We start from the raw sequence: 15,886 nt of genomic DNA, 5'->3' as shown, positions 1-15,886 counted from the left end.
CGCCTTTTCTGCGCCGTGAGGTGGGCGTTGAGTGGTGGGGGAGTGTATGAGGTGTTCTGAGCCTTAGTTTGTGCTGGTTCTGAAGTGCGTTAGGATTAGAGCGGCCAGTCAAGGGTGATTGTCCGCACTTATAGACCGCAGGTTGATGTGTGGTTCCTCCGTTGAGGGGCGCGTATCTTTTGGTGCGGTGCACAGACATTATTTATTTGAAGGACAGAACGTGGCTATTAACCAGAGCGCGCCCAGCAGCGCCCAGAAGAAGGCAGAGGCTCTGCCGTATGACATCAGTGTTTTTGAGATGTTCAGCGTTGGTGTGGGGCCTTCGAGTTCGCATACGGTGGGGCCGATGCGCGCTTCGAACCGTTTTGTGGCGGAGCTGATTGATGAGGGCCTGCTGGACCGTGTGACGGGTGTGCATGTTGACCTGTATGGTTCGTTGGCGGCTACGGGTGCTGGTCACGGTACGATGAGTGCTGCGTTGAAGGGCCTGTGTGGTTTTGTTCCGGAGACTATCAATATCGCTGATTCTGAGGCGATGATTGAGCGCAATAGCGTGGATGGTACTTTGCCGTTGGCTGGTTATCCGTCCTCTGCGTACGGTGTGACTGCGCCCGGTGGTGAGGAGCAGAAGGTGTACGGCCCGGTGGTGAATTACCGTGAGCTGGATATGACTCTGCGTCCGTTGACGGTTCTTCCGCGCCATACGAACGGTATGAAGATTGCGGCGTTTGCGGGTGAGCAGTTGCTGTTGGAGCGCACTTACTATTCGATTGGTGGTGGCTTCATTGTTGAGGGTGATGAGGAGGCGACCGGTTGTGCGTCGCTGATGAACCCTCCGTATCCGTTTGGTTCGGCTGCTGAGCTGCTGGAGATGGCGAATGAGTCTGGTCTGTCGATTGCGCAGTTGAAGATGGCGAATGAGTGTTCTCTGCGTTCTGAGCAGGAGGTCCGTGATGGCATCTTGCATATCTACCGTGTGATGAAGGAGTGCATTGGCTCTTCTCTGGCGCGTGTGGGTTATTTGCCGGGGCCGCTGAAGGTGCGTTGCCGTGCGGGTGCGTGGCATCGCGATTTGATGGTGGAGGATCCTTCGAAGTCTCCTGAGTTCGCTATTGACTGGGTGAACCTGATTGCTTTGGCGGTCAATGAGGAGAACGCTTTTGGTGGTCGTGTGGTGACTGCTCCGACGAATGGTGCTGCGGGTATTATTCCTGCGGTGCTGCATTACGCGATGAATTACACGCAGGGTATCCGCCATTGCGGTCAGGCTGCTCGTGATCAGGCGGTTGTTGATTTCTTCTTGGCGTCTGCTGCTGTGGGTGTGCTGTATAAGAAGCGCGCGTCGATTTCTGGTGCTGAGGTGGGTTGCCAGGGTGAGGTGGGCAGTGCCTCCTCGATGGCTGCTGCTGGTTTGGCGCAGGTGATGGGTGGTACTCCCGAGCAGGTTGAGAATGCGGCTGAGATTGCGATGGAACACAACCTGGGTCTGACGTGTGACCCGGTGGGTGGTTTGGTGCAGATTCCGTGTATTGAGCGTAATGCGATGGCTGCGTCGAATGCTGTGACGGCGGCTCGTATGGCGTTGCGTGGTGATGGTACGCACCGTGTGTCGTTGGATCAGGTGATTGAGACGATGCGTCAGACCGGTTTGGATATGTCTCACCGTTATAAGGAGACGTCCATGGGTGGTTTGGCTGTGAATGTGGTGGAATGCTAGGTGCACGCTGTGGCAGGTTTGCACTCCTGATGAGGGTGTGGTAGACAGAAGGGTTTTCTTCCTGTATCGTTAGTATTTACGCTTTCCCTAACCTTTGTGCCTTCATATAGCGGTGGGCACGGGCTGAAGGTGACGTTTTTCCGTCCGACTCTATAGCTTCGAGCACCGTTCTATTCGGGGGCTGAGGTTGTCGTGTCGCCGGTAATGTCGCCGGGAGGCTGATTGCTAACAGACATGTCTGTGGAAGGATCCCCATTTTGGTCGCTTCGAGCACCTCTAACCATGACGCCGCTAACGGCGCAGAGAACGTCTCGCGCCGAATTTCATTCGCGAAGATTAACGAACCGCTGAAGGTTCCCAACCTGCTTGCTATCCAGACCGATAGCTTCGACCGCCTCGTTGGTAACGAGCGCTGGGCGGAGCGTCTGGAGAAGGCGCAGGCTGCTGGTGACACTTCTGTCCCCGCTCAGTCCGGTCTGGCTGAGATTTTTGAAGAAATCTCCCCGATTCGTGACTTCCAGGAGACTATGCAGCTCTCCTTCTCTGAGCCTGAGTTTGCTGACCCCAAGTACTCTGTTGAGGAGTGCAAGGACCGCGACGCAACCTACTCGGCTCCGCTGTACATTAAGGCTGAATTCATGAACCTCGCTACCGGCGAGGTCAAGCAGCAGACCCTGTTCATGGGTGACTTCCCCCTGATGACCGAGGCCGGTACCTTCGTTATTAACGGTACTGAGCGTGTGGTCGTTTCTCAGCTGGTGCGTTCCCCCGGTGCTTACTTCGAGAAGGCTCCGGACCGTACCTCCGATAAGGACATTTACTCTGCCCGCGTGATTCCTTCCCGCGGTGCATGGTTCGAGCTTGAGATTGATAAGCGCGACCAGGTTGGCGTGCGTCTGGACCGCAAGCGTAAGCAGTCCGTGACTGTTCTGCTGAAGGCTCTGGGCTGGACCGAGTCCAAGATTCTGGCTGAGTTCGGTCAGTACGACTCCATCCGCGCAACCCTGGAGAAGGACTCCGTCAAGGACCGCGACGAGGCTCTGCTGGACATCTACCGCAAGCTGCGTCCGGGCGAACCCCCGACGGTTGAAGCTGCCCAGGCTCTGCTGGACAACATGTACTTCACCCCGCGCCGCTACGACCTGGCGAAGGTTGGCCGTTACAAGCTGAACCGTAAGCTCGGTGTGGACGTTCCCATGGATTCCCCCGAAGCTTCCGTTCTGAGCCAGGACGACATCGCTCAGATGATTCGTTACCTCTGCGCTCTGCACGCAGGCGAGACCAGCATCCCCGGCGTCCGTGACGGCGAGGAGATCTCCCTCAAGATTGATATTGACGACATCGACCACTTCGGTAACCGTCGTATCCGCACCGTGGGCGAGCTGATTGAGAACCAGATCCGTACCGGTCTGTCCCGTATGGAGCGCGTGGTTCGCGAGCGCATGACCACCCAGGACGTGGACGCTATCACCCCGCAGTCCCTGGTGAACATCCGCCCCGTCGTGGCGGCTATCAAGGAGTTCTTCGGTACTTCTCAGCTGTCGCAGTTCATGGACCAGAACAACCCGCTGGCAGGTCTGACCCACAAGCGTCGTCTGTCCGCACTGGGTCCGGGCGGTCTGTCCCGTGACCGTGCAGGCATGGAAGTTCGAGACGTCCACCCCTCGCACTACGGTCGTATGTGCCCCATTGAAACCCCTGAAGGCCCGAACATTGGTCTGATTGGTTCGCTGGCAACCTACGGTCGCATCAACTCCTTCGGTTTCATTGAGACCCCCTACCGCGTGGTGACTGACGGCCGCGTGACCGATGAGGTCCGCTACCTGACCGCTGACGACGAGAAGTCTGTTGTTATCGCACAGGCAAACGCACCGCTGAACGCTGACCGCACCTTCGCTGAGAACGAGGTTCTCTGCCGTGCGGGCGATGGTTCTGGCGAAGCTGTTCTGGTTGCTCCCGGCGCCGTTCAGTACATGGACGTCTCCCCGCGCCAGATGGTGTCTGTTGCTACCGCTCTGATTCCTTACCTGGAGCACGATGACGCTAACCGAGCACTGATGGGTGCTAACATGCAGCGTCAGGCTGTGCCCCTGCTGGAGTCTGAGGCTCCCGTGGTTGGTACCGGTATGGAGAAGTACGCAGCACTGGACTCCGGTGACTCCGTGCTCGCGAAGAAGCCCGGTGTGGTTTCCTCCGTGGACGCTAAGACCGTTATCGTCCGTAACGATGACGGCTCTGTCTCCACCTACCCGATCATGAAGTTCTCCCGCTCGAACCCGGGTAACTGCTACAACCAGCGCGTTGTGGTGAAGGAAGGCCAGCGCGTCGAGTACCGCGACGTTATTGCTGATGGCCCCTCCACCGACGGCGGTGAGCTGGCACTGGGTAAGAACCTGCTCGTGGCATACATGCCGTGGGAAGGCCTGAACTACGAGGATGCGATCATCCTCTCCCAGCGCATGGTTTCTGAGGACGTGCTGACCTCGATTCACATTGAGGAGCACGAGATTGACGCCCGCGACACCAAGCTGGGCCCCGAGGAGATTACCCGCGACATTCCGAACGTGTCCGAAGATGTTCTCTCGGCTCTGGACGAGCGCGGCATCATCCACATCGGTGCTGAGGTTGAGGCTGGCGACATCCTCGTCGGTAAGGTTACCCCCAAGGGTGAGACCGAGCTGACCCCCGAGGAGCGCCTGCTGCGCGCAATCTTCGGTGAGAAGTCTCGCGAGGTTCGCGACACCTCCCTGAAGGTTCCTCACGGCGAGTCCGGTACCGTCATCGGTATCCGTATCTTCGACCGCGAGAACAACGATGAGGACGATCTGCCCCCGGGCGTAAACCAGCTGGTCCGCGTGTACGTGGCTCAGAAGCGTAAGATTACCGACGGCGACAAGCTTGCAGGCCGCCACGGTAACAAGGGTGTTATTTCCAAGATCCTGCCGATCGAGGATATGCCCTTCCTGGAAGACGGTACCCCCGTGGACGTTATCCTGAACCCGCTGGGCGTGCCCGGTCGTATGAACATTGGTCAGGTTCTGGAAGTCCACACCGGTTGGCTGGCTAAGCAGGGTTGGAAGATTGAGGGCGAGCCCGAGTGGCTCAAGCACATGCCGAACTTCCCGAAGGAATCCGGCCCGACCCGCCTGGCAACCCCGGTGTTCGACGGTGCCCACGAGGACGAACTGTTCGACCTTATGGACCACTCGAACCCGAACCGCGATGGTGACCGTCTGATCAACCGTTCCGGTAAGGCACGTCTGATTGACGGCCGTTCCGGTGAGCCGTTCCCGGATCCGATTTCGGTTGGTTACCAGTACATCCTGAAGCTGCACCACCTGGTGGATGACAAGATTCACGCTCGTTCCACCGGTCCGTACTCGATGATTACCCAGCAGCCTCTGGGTGGTAAGGCGCAGTTCGGTGGTCAGCGCTTCGGTGAGATGGAAGTGTGGGCGCTGGAAGCATACGGCGCCGCATACACCCTGCAGGAAATCCTGACCGTCAAGTCCGATGACGTGGCGGGCCGTGTGAAGGTTTACGAGGCTATCGTGAAGGGCGAGAACATCCCTGAGCCGGGTATCCCCGAATCCTTCAAGGTTCTTATCAAGGAAATGCAGTCTCTGTGCCTGAACGTTGAGGTGCTCTCCACCGACGGCAAGATTATTGAGATGAGCGACTCGGAGGAAGAAGGCTTCCGGGCAGCAGAAGATATGGGCGTGAGCCTGACCCACGACGAGCCTAGCTCCGTCGACGAGGCATAAGCACCGCCTCCTTCTAGGGTGGGGAGCCCCGCATGCGCTCGCGTGCGTTGTGGGGTTCCCGCCCGCTAACCCAAGTCTTCAGAAACTTACAGAAAGAGATTAGGACCGATATGTCCAACGAATCTTCGCTTGGTTTGATGCGAATTGGCCTCGCCACCGCCGACGACATCCGTCGTTGGTCCTTTGGTGAGGTTAAGAAGCCCGAGACCATCAACTACCGTACCCTGAAGCCCGAGAAGGACGGCCTCTTCGACGAGCGTATCTTCGGCCCCACCAAGGACTGGGAGTGCTACTGCGGTAAGTACAAGCGCGTGCGCTTCAAGGGCATTGTGTGTGAGCGCTGTGGTGTTGAGGTGACCCGCTCTAAGGTACGTCGTGAGCGTATGGGTCACATTGAGCTGGCTGCTCCGGTTACCCACATTTGGTACTTCAAGGGTGTTCCTTCCCGCCTGGGTTACCTGCTGGATCTGGCTCCGAAGGACCTGGAGAAGGTCATTTACTTCGCTGCGTACATGATCACTAAGGTTGACGAGGAAGCTCGTCATGAGGATTTGCCGATGCTGCAGGCTGCTCACGACCGTGAGAAGCAGGAGCTTGAGGCTGCTCTGAACGCTGACGTGAACGCTATTAGCCGTGAGGTTGAGGCTGAGCTGGCTCGTATTGAGGCTGAGGGCGGCAAGGCTGCTGAGAAGCGCAAGCTGCGCGATAACGCTGAGCGTCAGCTCGCGTCGGTGCGTAAGCGTTACGAGCGTGAGGCTGAGCACCTGGAGCGCGTGTGGGATCGTTTCAAGAACCTGAAGGTCGCTGACCTTGAGGGCGATGAGGCACTGTACCGTTCCATGATTGATAAGTACGGCCTGTACTTTGAGGGTGCGATGGGCGCAGAGGCTATTAAGAAGCGTCTGGAGTCCTTCGACCTGGAGGCTGAGGCTGAGGCTCTCAAGGAGATCATTCAGACCGGTAAGGGTCAGAAGAAGACCCGCGCTCTGAAGCGTCTGAAGGTTGTTAACGCCTTCCTGACCACCGATAACTCCCCGTTGGGTATGGTTCTGGATGTTGTTCCGGTTATTCCGCCGGAACTGCGCCCGATGGTTCAGCTGGATGGTGGCCGTTTCGCGACCTCCGACCTGAACGACCTGTACCGTCGTGTGATTAACCGTAACAACCGTTTGAAGCGTCTGCTGGAGCTGGGTGCTCCCGAGATTATCGTGAACAACGAGAAGCGTATGCTGCAGGAAGCTGTGGACTCGCTGTTCGATAACGGTCGTCGCGGTCGCCCGGTGACCGGCCCCGGTAACCGCCCCCTGAAGTCTCTGTCTGACATGCTGAAGGGTAAGCAGGGTCGTTTCCGTCAGAACCTGCTCGGTAAGCGTGTTGACTACTCGGGTCGTTCCGTGATTGTGGTTGGTCCTCAGCTGCAGATGCATCAGTGTGGTTTGCCTAAGCAGATGGCTCTGGAGCTGTTCAAGCCCTTCGTCATGAAGCGTCTGGTGGAGCTGAGCCACGCTCAGAACATTAAGAGCGCTAAGCGTATGGTTGAGCGTTTCCGCCCGCAGGTTTGGGACGTTCTGGAAGAGGTTATTGCTGAGCACCCGGTTCTGCTGAACCGTGCACCTACCCTGCACCGCCTCGGTATTCAGGCGTTTGAACCGAAGCTGGTTGAGGGTAAGGCTATTCAGCTGCACCCGCTGGTTTGCTCCGCGTTCAACGCTGACTTCGATGGTGACCAGATGGCAGTTCACCTGCCGCTGTCTCCCGAGGCTCAGGCTGAGGCTCGTATCCTCATGCTGTCCTCGAACAACATCCTGAAGCCGTCGGATGGCCGCCCTGTGGCTGTTCCTTCGCAGGATATGATCATTGGTCTGTACCACCTGACTACTCCTCGCGAGGGTCAGAAGAACGAGGGTCACGCATTCTCTTCGGTGTCTGAGGCTCTGATGGCAATGGATCGTCACGAAATTGAGCTGTACACCAAGGTGAAGATTCGCCTTGAAGGTGACCAGTTTGTTGCTCCTGAGGGCTGGGAAGCTCCTGAGGGTTACAAGGCCGGCGACCCCGTGCTGCTGGACTGCACCGTTGGTCAGGTTCTGTTCAACCAGGCTCTGCCGAAGGATTACCCCTGGTTCTCCGGTGTGGCAGATAAGAAGGGCCTGGGTAGCCTGATTAACGATCTGGCTGAGCGTTACCCGATGGATGTTGTGGCTCGTGCTCTGGATAACCTGAAGAACTCCGGTTTCTACTGGGCTTCTCGTTCGGGCGTGACCGTGGCTGTTTCCGATATTGCTACTCCCGCTGAGAAGCCGGCAATTATGGAGCGCTACGAGAAGCAGGCTGCTGCAATTCAGGACGACTTTGAGATCGGTACCATCGATGACGAAGAGCGTCGTCAGGAGCTGATTAAGGTTTGGACCGAGGCTACCGACGTGGTTGCAGAGGCTATGCGTGAGAACTTGAGCTCTCACGGTGGTCTGAACACCATTTACCGCATGGTGACCTCCGGTGCACGTGGTAACTGGATGCAGGTCCGTCAGATTGCGGGTATCCGTGGTCTGGTGTCGAACCCGAAGGGTGAGATTATGCCTCGCCCGATTAAGTCCTCGTACCGTGAGGGCCTGTCGGTTCTGGAGTACTTCATCGCGACCCACGGTGCACGTAAGGGTCTGGCTGATACTGCGCTGCGTACCGCTAACTCGGGTTACCTGACTCGTCGTCTGGTGGACGTTTCGCAGGACGTTATCGTTCGCGAGCACGACTGTGGCACTCGCCGCGGTCTGGTTCTGCCTCTGATTGATGAGGACGGCGGTCTGCACCAGGATGTTGAGACTTCGATTCACGGTCGTACCCTTGCGGTTGACGTGAAGGACGAGGCTGGCAACGTTCTGGCTGCTGCTGGTTCCGATGTCTCTGATGAGCTCATTGAGAAGCTCTTCAAGGCAGGCGTGAAGGATGTTCGCGTTCGTTCGGTTCTGACCTGTGAGTCCGCTATTGGTGTGTGTGCACTGTGCTACGGTCGTTCGATGGCTTCGAACGTGCTGGTGGACATTGGTGAGGCTGTTGGTATTATTGCGGCTCAGTCGATTGGTGAGCCCGGTACCCAGCTGACCATGCGTACCTTCCACACCGGTGGTGTGGCTTCGGCTGACGATATTACTCAGGGTCTGCCCCGTATTCAGGAGCTGTTCGAGGCTCGTACCCCCAAGGGTGTTGCCCCGATTTCTGAGGTGTCTGGTCGTGTGACCATTGAGGATACCGAGAAGTCCTACAAGATTGTGGTGACCCCGGACGATGGTTCCGAGCCCCAGTCCTACACTGTTCTGCGTCGTGCAGCTTCTAAGCTGCAGAATGGCGATCACGTTCAGGTTGGCGATCAGCTGGCTACCGGTTCTGTTGATCCGAAGGAGGTTCTGCGTATTCGTGGTCCTCGTGAGGCTCAGAAGCACCTGGTGAGCGAGGTTCAGGGCGTGTACAAGTCGCAGGGTGTGGAAATCCACGACAAGCACGTTGAGGTTATTGTTCGCCAGATGCTGCGTCGCGTGACCGTGATTGAGTCCGGTGATACCGATCTGCTGCCTGGTGAGCTGGTTGATAACATTGCTTTCCAGACTGCTAACCGTAAGGCACTGGTTGAGGGTAAGAAGCCCGCAGCTGGCCGTCCGGAAATGATGGGTATTACCAAGGCTTCGCTGGCTACCGAGTCCTGGCTGTCGGCGGCCTCCTTCCAGGAGACCACCCGCGTCCTGACTCAGGCTGCTATGGAGGCGAAGACTGACCCGCTGCTCGGCCTGAAGGAGAACGTGATCATCGGTAAGCTGGTTCCCGCCGGTACCGGTCTGGCACGTTACAACGATATTGAGGTTGAGCCCAGCGCCCAGGCTACTGCTGAGCGTATGCAGGCTCTGGACACTTTCGGTGGTTACCAGAGCGCGTTCCAGATGGATAACGAGGTGTACACTTACGGCAACGGCGGCTTTATGGCTGTTTCGCTGGATGAGTACGGTCGTGGTCTGGACTAAGGCTTCTGCCGTGAAGGACAGGTTGGGGGTTTAGGCTCCCGGTCTGGTCCTTGATAAAGAACGCGGATATTCGAGTTTGTCTCGGGTATCCGCGTTCTGTGTTTAACGAATAGGTGGGGAGGGATGGAGTTCTTTTAAGTGGTACTTTAATATTCTTTATCCTTCAGGGGAAGGTTGTATATTTTTTGCCTAGTGGACGAATCTATTTATAAAAAATCATTAGAGTGCATTATTTTTTCAAACTGGGAAAATTTCTTGACCGGGCAAGAAATTAGATGGCGGTCAAATATGCTAAATCTCCCTAGAAACCGCACTAGGACTGCAATATATAGAATATTCACTCGTTTTTCTTTGGGGTGTACATGGAATAAATGTTCTTTATTTGAACAGTGCTAATTCAACTGGAAAGCCTTTTGACTAGGTTCTATTCTTGAAGGCATGCATATCACTCTATTCTCTTCCGGACGGGTGACTACTGGTGGCACCCAACTGTCTTCCGGAACGGCACAGCCTCACGAATCTGAACAGAATCCCTCCTCGACTGCAGGGGAGCAAAAGCGCTCCTCTGTTTTTTCGCGTTTTAAGACGCCCACCCACTCTCTTGCTCGCATTGGTGCAGCATGCCTTATTGCGGCTTCCGCAGTTCTTCCTGCCGGTCAGGTCGCGACCGCAGCCCCTGTTTCTCAGAGCGCTAGTGCTACCCCCTACCTGGTGGGTGCGGGTGCAGCGGATATTACCGGTGAGCCCGGTGAAGTCGGCTTCATGGGCTACGGTGAGAGCTCCCAGAAAGGTAGCGGTGTACATACTCGCCAGTATGCACGTGCTTTTATTGCTGTGGATCGCGCCTCAGGTAAGCGCAACCTCATTGTTGTCCTGGACTCTCTGACTGGCTGGCAGTCCCTGCGTGATGAACTGGTGAAGCGTATTCGCGCTGAGTTTGGCTCCGCGTACGATGAGTCGAACATTATGATTACCGCTACCCACACTCACGCAACTCCGGGTGGTATTACGCACCAGAGTCTGTACAATATCACCACTCTGGGTTTCCATCAGGACACTTTCAACGCTCAGGTGGATGGTTCGCTGAAGGCAATCCGCCAGGCAACTAAGGACCTGGCTCCGGGTAACCTGACGATTTCTTCTTCGAAGCTGACCGGTGTTGGTGCTAACCGTTCCCGCGAGGCGTTTAATCTGGATTCTCCCCAGTTGCGTTCTAAGTTGCCCGGCGGTACCGATCCGACCAATATGACTTTGCGTCTGGAGCGCAACGGTAAGACTCGTGCGGTGTTGAACTGGTATGCGATTCACCCGACTTCTTTGACCTCGAAGAATACTCTGATTTCGAGCGATAACAAGGGTTATGCGGAATATCTGCTGGAGACTCAGGATCACGGCGTTGACCGCAATGTTTCCGGTAGTGGTGATGGTTTCGTTGCGGCGTTTGCGAATGCTAATGCTGGTGATGTTTCCCCGAATACTTGGTTGAAGCCTGGTCAGGGTCCCACTAATGACCAGTTCAAGAACGTGAAGATTCAGGGTGAGAAGCAGGCTAATGCTGTGCGTTCTCAGCTCAAGAGCGCAGGTACTCCTGTGGGTAAGGGTCTGGATTCGCGTATTTCGTACTTCAATTTCTCGGGTATGACTGTGGATGCGAAGTACACCGGTAGCGGCCATAATGAGCGTACCTGCCAGGGCTTCTTGGGCACTCCGTTTGGTGCCGGTTCCACTGAGGATGGTGGCGGCGGTTGGGCTGTTTATAAGGAAGGCTCTGGTCGCCCCTCTATTCTGGGTACTTTGGTATTCACTCCGAGTGCAACGCAGACGCGTTGCCAGCAGCCGAAGGGTATTCTCTTCTCTGCAAAAAATGGAACGATCATTCAGGAAAAGTATCCGGTGCAGATTATGCGCTTCGGTGACTACTACCTGCTGGGTATGCCCGGTGAGTTCACCGGTGCGGTAGGTGTGCAGTATCGTCAGGATGCTGCCAAGCTTTTTGGCGTTCCCGAATCGCACATTATTCTGCAGGGCTACACCAACGCCTACGACCACTACGTGACGACTCCTGAGGAGTATGACTCTCAGCAGTATGAAGGCGGCGCGACCCTCTTCGGTCGTTACACCTCCAGTGCGTTCCGTCAGACTATTAACGTTGTTGGAACTTCGCTGAAGAATGGCACTCCGCTGGGTATTGGCGACCGCCCGAATGATCGTCGCCCGGTAGCCAGCCTGCAGGGTAAGGTCGTCTACGATACCCCCATGTTTGGTATGCGTTACGGCCAGGTCACTCAGCAGCCTCAGGATGCTATTGCCGGCCGTGAAGAGGTGACGGCTCGTTTTGCTGGTGCTCACCCGAATAACAACATGCATCACGACGGTAGCTACTTCGTGATTGAGCGTCGTGTGGGTAATACCTGGAAGTACTACACTGCGGATAACAACCCGGATACCTTCTTTGAATGGAAGCGCATTGGTGTTTCGGCTTCTCAGGTGACGGTTCGCTGGAAGGTCCCGGCTAATACTCCTAAGGGGCAGTACCGCATCCGCTACTACGGCAATGCTAAGAAGAATTCGAAGACTATCACCCCGTTTGAGGGTCAGACTCGAGTCTTCCAGGTGGTGTAGTCTCTTCCAGATGGCGTAGTCCAGTAGCTGCTGTGGCGGACCTATAACTGAATATTCTCTTGCGGGAGGCGGGCGCAGCTATGCGCTCGCCTCCCGCATCTGTTGGGGTCGCCAAGAATCATTGAGAGGTTCTTGGCGGCCTTCTGCTTTAAATTGCGTCAAAGAGGCAAAAGAAACAGAGGTGGCGGAGGCGGCGGCGGGGGAGTGGTAAATCCCAAAGATGTAATTTAAGTGAGGTAAATCATCAGCTTTTACCCTTAGATGGGGGCTTAAAAGCAAAGAATCCCCGCTCTGGCGCTAGATTAAGCGGGATTTAACCTGTATAGTCTTATCCGAAGTACTTGAGCTCGGTGCACAAGGATCCACCCCCGGTGGGTTTACGCGGGATATTTCCCGAGGGCACGGGCATGATGAATCAATGGCAGTATGGATACCGTCCTTTGGCGTTGCTTTTTGCTGACGCCTAAATGCCATTTTTAAGCGTGCCCAAAAACTTTTTCACCTCTGATGGTGGGGAATTTTAGCCCTGAGAACTCGCCGAGATGTCGAGGAACCTATAGAAACCAACCGGATATGCATCCGAGCGTTTCTGATAACCGAGAGCACCCATCCAACGTGATGGGGGCCAGTAAGTTTATACGGGATTTTCTAACGAAGAACCCGATCAAGCAACGGAGAAAACGTGCCTACTATTCAGCAGCTGGTCCGTAAGGGCCGGACTCCCAAGGTCGTTAAGACCAAGGCGCCCGCACTGAAGGGCAACCCCATGAAGCGTGGCGTGTGCACCCGTGTGTACACCACCACCCCGAAGAAGCCGAACTCGGCACTGCGTAAGGTCGCTCGTGTCAAGCTCAACGGCGGCGTCGAGGTTACCGCATACATCCCCGGTGAGGGTCACAACCTGCAGGAGCACTCGATCGTGCTCGTTCGCGGTGGTCGTGTGAAGGACCTCCCCGGTGTTCGCTACAAGATCGTTCGTGGCGCTCTGGATACCCAGGGTGTTAAGGGTCGCGGCCAGGCTCGCTCCCGCTACGGCGCTAAGAAGGAGAAGAAGTAATGCCTCGTAAGGGTCCCGCTCCCAAGCGTCCCCTCGTAAACGATCCTGTTTACGGTTCCGCTCTGGTCACCCAGCTGATCAACAAGGTTCTGCTGGACGGCAAGAAGTCCGTCGCAGAGCGCATCGTCTACGGTGCCCTCGAGGGCGTCGAGAAGAAGACCGGTTCTGACCCGGTCGCAACCCTGAAGAAGGCTATGGACAACATCAAGCCTTCTCTCGAGGTTCGCTCCCGCCGCGTTGGCGGTGCAACCTACCAGGTTCCGGTTGAGGTTCGCCCCGGCCGTTCCACCGCTCTGGCTCTCCGCTGGCTCGTTGGCTTCTCCAAGCAGCGCCGCGAGAAGACCATGACTGAGCGTCTGATGAACGAGATCCTGGATGCATCCAATGGTCTCGGTGCCGCTGTGAAGCGTCGCGAGGACACTCACAAGATGGCCGAGTCCAACAAGGCCTTCGCACACTACCGCTGGTAATTCTCCGTTTAGAGCCTGCCGAGTCGATTCGAGTCGGCAGGCTTTCGGAGTATCTCATTTAGGGAGAATAACGTGGCACTTGACGTGTTCACCGACCTTAACAAGGTCCGCAACATCGGTATTATGGCGCACATCGACGCCGGTAAGACCACCACCACTGAGCGCATTCTGTTCTACACCGGTATTAACCACAAGATTGGTGAGACCCACGACGGCGCTTCCACCATGGACTGGATGGCTCAGGAGCAGGAGCGAGGTATTACCATTACCTCCGCAGCAACCACCTGCTTCTGGAAGGACAACCAGATCAACATCATCGACACCCCCGGTCACGTCGACTTCACCATTGAGGTTGAGCGCTCCCTGCGCGTCCTCGACGGCGCTGTTGCTGTGTTCGACGGCAAGGAAGGTGTTGAGCCCCAGTCTGAGACCGTTTGGCGTCAGGCTGACAAGTACGACGTCCCCCGTATCTGCTTCGTCAACAAGATGGACAAGATGGGTGCGGACTTCTACTTCACCGTTCAGACCATCATTGACCGCCTGGGCGCTCGCCCGCTGGTTGTTCAGCTCCCCATCGGTGCTGAGAGCGACTTCATCGGTGTCGTTGACCTGCTCGAAATGAAGGCATACGTATGGCCCGGCGACGCCAAGGGTGACGTGTCCATGGGTGCCTCCTACGAGGTTCAGGACATCCCCGCTGACCTGGTTGAGAAGGCTGAACAGTACCGCTCCGAGCTGGTTGAGGCTGTCGCCGAGTCCAGCGAAGAGCTCATGGAGAAGTACCTCGAAGAGGGCGAGCTGTCCATCCCCGAGATCAAGGCTGGTATCCGTCAGCTCGTGATCGCAGGCGAGGCATTCCCCGTTCTCTGTGGTTCTGCATTCAAGAACCGCGGTGTTCAGCCCATGCTGGACGCTGTGATCGATTACCTGCCCTCCCCGCTGGACGTTCCGGACGTTGTCGGCTCCAACCCCTCCAACGAGGAAGAGAAGCTGACCCGTAAGGCATCCGCTGAGGAGCCCTTCGCAGCACTGGCATTCAAGGTCGCAACTCATCCCTTCTACGGTCAGCTGACCTACACCCGCGTGTACTCCGGTACCGCAGCTCAGGGCCAGCAGGTTCTGAACTCCACCAAGGGTAAGAAGGAGCGCATCGGTAAGCTCTTCCAGATGCACTCCAACAAGGAGAACCCGGTTGAGGAGATCACCGCAGGTCACATTTACGCGGCAATCGGCCTGAAGGACACCACCACTGGTGACACCCTGTGCGACCCTGCACACCCGATTGTTCTCGAATCGATGACCTTCCCTGAGCCCGTGATCTTCGTGGCTATCGAGCCCAAGAGCAAGGGTGACCAGGAAAAGCTGTCCACCGCTATCCAGAAGCTTTCCGCTGAGGACCCCACCTTCACCGTTTCGCTGAACGAAGAAACCGGTCAGACCGAAATTGGTGGTATGGGTGAGCTGCACCTGGACATCACCGTTGACCGTATGAAGCGTGAGTTCAAGGTTGAGGCTAACATTGGTAAGCCTCAGGTTGCTTACCGCGAGACCATCAAGAAGGCAGTCGAGAAGGTCGACTACACCCACAAGAAGCAGACCGGTGGTTCCGGTCAGTTCGCAAAGGTGCAGGTCTCCTTCGAGCCGCTGCCCCTGGATGGCGAAGAGCTGTACCTGTTCGAGGACAAGGTCACCGGTGGCCGCGTTCCTCGCGAGTACATCCCCTCGGTCGACGCTGGTATCCAGGACGCTATGAAGTTCGGTGTCCTCGCTGGCTACCCGATGGTGGGCGTGAAGGCAACCCTGATCGACGGTGCTTACCACGACGTCGACTCCTCCGAAATGGCGTTCAAGATCGCTGGTTCGATGGTCTTCAAGGAAGGCGCTAAGCGCGCTAACCCGGTCCTGCTCGAGCCGCTGATGGACGTTGAGGTTCGTACCCCCGAGGAGTACATGGGCGACGTTATCGGCGACCTGAACTCCCGCCGTGGCCAGGTTCGTTCCATGGAGGACGCATCCGGCGTTAAGATCATCAAGGCTATCGTGCCCCTGACCGAAATGTTCGGTTACATTGGCGACCTGCGTGGTAAGACTCAGGGTCGTGCAGTGTTCTCGATGGCATTCGACAGCTACGGCGAGGTTCCCAAGAACGTCGCTGACGAGATCATCCAGAAGAGCCGCGGCGAGTAATTTTCGCGTCTCACCCGTGGGCCACGGGTCAAAAACCTGTGGCCCACATCAAAATT

The 15,886-nt window shown here is 56.6% G+C and carries 7 protein-coding genes; all 7 read left to right on the top strand.

The genetic code is table 11. From position 1 onward, the window contains the following. The first annotated feature begins 220 nt into the window (after nucleotides 1-220). Nucleotides 221-1,717 carry an L-serine ammonia-lyase gene (locus O3675_RS04860; RefSeq protein WP_005508391.1) on the top strand — a complete coding sequence of 499 codons (1,497 nt, stop codon included), beginning with the start codon at nucleotides 221-223 and terminating at the stop codon, nucleotides 1,715-1,717. Nucleotides 1,718-1,974: 257 nt separating this feature from the next. Continuing rightward, the gene (gene rpoB / locus O3675_RS04855) at nucleotides 1,975-5,481 is read left to right on the top strand and encodes a DNA-directed RNA polymerase subunit beta (RefSeq protein WP_005504932.1); all 3,507 of its coding nucleotides are present in this window, start codon (nucleotides 1,975-1,977) and stop codon (nucleotides 5,479-5,481) included. Between the two features lie 110 nt (nucleotides 5,482-5,591). Then, nucleotides 5,592-9,494: a DNA-directed RNA polymerase subunit beta' gene (locus O3675_RS04850; RefSeq protein WP_049353347.1), complete on the top strand. Its 3,903-nt coding sequence runs from the start codon at nucleotides 5,592-5,594 to the stop codon at nucleotides 9,492-9,494. Nucleotides 9,495-9,932: 438 nt separating this feature from the next. Further along, nucleotides 9,933-12,116 (top strand): neutral/alkaline non-lysosomal ceramidase N-terminal domain-containing protein, encoded by a 2,184-nt coding sequence (locus tag O3675_RS04845; protein ID WP_371571293.1) that lies wholly within the window; start codon nucleotides 9,933-9,935, stop codon nucleotides 12,114-12,116. A gap of 682 nt (nucleotides 12,117-12,798) precedes the next feature. Then, entirely contained in the window at nucleotides 12,799-13,173 is a 375-nt protein-coding gene (rpsL, locus tag O3675_RS04840) for a 30S ribosomal protein S12 (RefSeq protein WP_005504939.1), read from the top strand. Next, the gene (gene rpsG, locus O3675_RS04835; RefSeq protein ID WP_005504941.1) at nucleotides 13,173-13,643 is read left to right on the top strand and encodes a 30S ribosomal protein S7; all 471 of its coding nucleotides are present in this window, start codon (nucleotides 13,173-13,175) and stop codon (nucleotides 13,641-13,643) included. Before rpsL ends, rpsG begins: the two co-directional genes overlap by 1 nt. 72 nt (nucleotides 13,644-13,715) lie before the next feature. After that, on the top strand, nucleotides 13,716-15,830 hold the full coding sequence (gene fusA, locus O3675_RS04830) for an elongation factor G (RefSeq protein ID WP_306524657.1): 2,115 nt from the start codon (nucleotides 13,716-13,718) through the stop codon (nucleotides 15,828-15,830). The last annotated feature ends 56 nt before the right edge of the window (nucleotides 15,831-15,886 follow it).

This window comes from Rothia sp. 27098_8_27, assembly GCF_041432805.1.
Classification (GTDB): domain Bacteria; phylum Actinomycetota; class Actinomycetes; order Actinomycetales; family Micrococcaceae; genus Rothia; species Rothia mucilaginosa.
Note: the sequence above shows the minus strand (reverse complement) of the source record. Positions and strands in the feature narration are given on the sequence as shown.

What these genes read in the sequence shown, in the direction of transcription:
- O3675_RS04850 (WP_049353347.1), top strand. Translation starts at nt 5,592, where the DNA reads ATGTCCAACGAATCTTCGCTTGGTTTGATGCGAATTGGCCTCGCCACC.
- O3675_RS04845 (WP_371571293.1), top strand. Translation starts at nt 9,933, where the DNA reads ATGCATATCACTCTATTCTCTTCCGGACGGGTGACTACTGGTGGCACC.
- rpsG (WP_005504941.1), top strand. Translation starts at nt 13,173, where the DNA reads ATGCCTCGTAAGGGTCCCGCTCCCAAGCGTCCCCTCGTAAACGATCCT.